The organism is Robiginitalea sp. (genome assembly GCF_049588695.1).
GTDB lineage: Bacteria > Bacteroidota > Bacteroidia > Flavobacteriales > Flavobacteriaceae > Robiginitalea.
Genome location: NZ_JBAVZJ010000276.1, coordinates 1 through 1548 on the forward strand (window position 1 = coordinate 1; position 1548 = coordinate 1548).

At 46.9% G+C, this 1548-nt stretch carries 3 protein-coding genes; 1 reads left to right on the forward strand and 2 read right to left on the reverse strand.

The window, feature by feature from the left end:
• Window positions 1-275 (reverse strand): hypothetical protein (locus WBV75_RS06685; RefSeq protein WP_424119863.1); only part of this gene is annotated, 275 nt, incomplete at its 3' end.
• Window positions 276-355: 80 nt separating this feature from the next.
• Window positions 356-1066: a DUF6503 family protein gene (locus WBV75_RS06690; protein ID WP_424119864.1), complete on the reverse strand. Its 711-nt coding sequence runs from the start codon at window positions 1064-1066 to the stop codon at window positions 356-358.
• Window positions 1067-1169: 103 nt separating this feature from the next.
• Between WBV75_RS06690 and WBV75_RS06695 the strand changes: the two genes are divergently transcribed.
• A partial coding sequence (locus WBV75_RS06695; RefSeq protein WP_424119865.1) for a Na/Pi symporter occupies window positions 1170-1548 on the forward strand: 379 nt, incomplete at its 3' end.

The following is a 1548-nucleotide window of genomic DNA, read 5'->3' on the forward strand; positions in this document are numbered from 1 at the left end:
ACCCAGGCATACCCGGTGATGTGGGGCGCGAGTTTTTGCACCTCATAATACATCGTTGGATCGAGAGAATAGGAGTATTTCCGGTCGGATATATAGACCACTGAAGTGTCTCGATAGGCCTCCCAGCTCAGTGCCAAAAGAGGTAGAACATTGTCCATGGAAATTTGTAGTCCTTCCCTGACCTGACCCACAACTACCTGCTCATAAAAGCGAAAGGTTCCTATCGCCAATTCGTGCGTGGTCAAATAGGTTTTTTCGAGAAAATCCGTGGACATTTAGCTTAATTCATTTATTTAAAGCTAATTTAAAAACCTTTGTAACAGTATATTTTATAGGGTTTAATCGATGAAATGCACTAAAAATCCTGTAAGATGTCAGTTCCGAGGTGTTTGGCCTCGCGATTGGTGTACCAGTGCCTTGTTTTCGGGAGACGCATTTGATTTAATAAGAATTCCCCTTCAAGCATGATGTATTCTCCGTCATTTTTGGCTTTATCGTGATAAAACTGATAAGCTTCCATGGCAAAGGATTCCGGATCGAAATAGAAATACCAGAGGTCTTTGCCAACGTCAGGATCGTAGTTCACTTCTAAAACCCAATATTCCTTCCCCTGAAAAGTCCGTTTTTCTGCCTCCGGACTGATTCGGGTTCCGGGATCCCTGAGCTTCATCGGAAGTCCGTAGAGATAAGAGTAATAATCCCGGTACATTTTGGCACTTTCACAGGTCAGGCGATGCGTTTTGGCATCGGCTTCAGAAAAATCTTCTGTACCATTTAAATGCAAGGTGCAATTTGGGCCTGCCAGTTCATAGGTCTTTTGGTCTTCCCCCTGCCGCACATGCAGGCGGAAACGCCCCTCGTTCTGATCCATGCTTATCTCGCTCAGGCGGTCAGGGCGGTCAGGGGTTTCCATTCGCACATTGAAGGAACCCTCAAAAGATCCCCATACCCCATTGGGGTCGTGGTGCGAAATGCTTTTGTCCAGAATTTGCCGGGGGGATAAATCCTGGCTGGCACCCATAAAAATGCTGGAGAGAAAACAAAGCGTGAAAAGGAGGATGCGCATGGGATTGAATTCAGAGATTAATTACCACGAGTTTAATAAATTTACATTATTCTAACGTTAAGTTGACATAAAATAAACAACAAACCGGTACGCGGCTGAAGGAATGACCTACGCATTTACAGACATATTACAGTTGGTTGGGGCGCTGGGGCTCTTCCTGTTCGGGATGAAAGCCATGAGTGACGCCCTGACCAAACTCGCCGGGGATCGGATGCGGGCTATATTGGCCGGCCTGACTTCCAATCGGTTTCTGGGAGTGCTAACGGGTTTTCTGATTACCTCAGTGATTCAGTCTTCTTCGGCCACCACCCTTATGGTAGTGAGCTTTGCCAATGCGTCTCTCCTGACCCTGACCGAGTCATTGAGTGTGATTATGGGAGCCAATATCGGGACGACGATTACGGCCTGGATGATCACCCTGCTCGGATTTAAAGTCAGCATGAGCAGTATTGCGCTGCCTTTGGTAGGTCTGGGTGTAGGCC

Excerpts from the sequence above, each read along its gene's own strand:
- WBV75_RS06690 (WP_424119864.1), bottom strand. The coding sequence starts at position 1,066 with ATGCGCATCCTCCTTTTCACGCTTTGTTTTCTCTCCAGCATTTTTATG.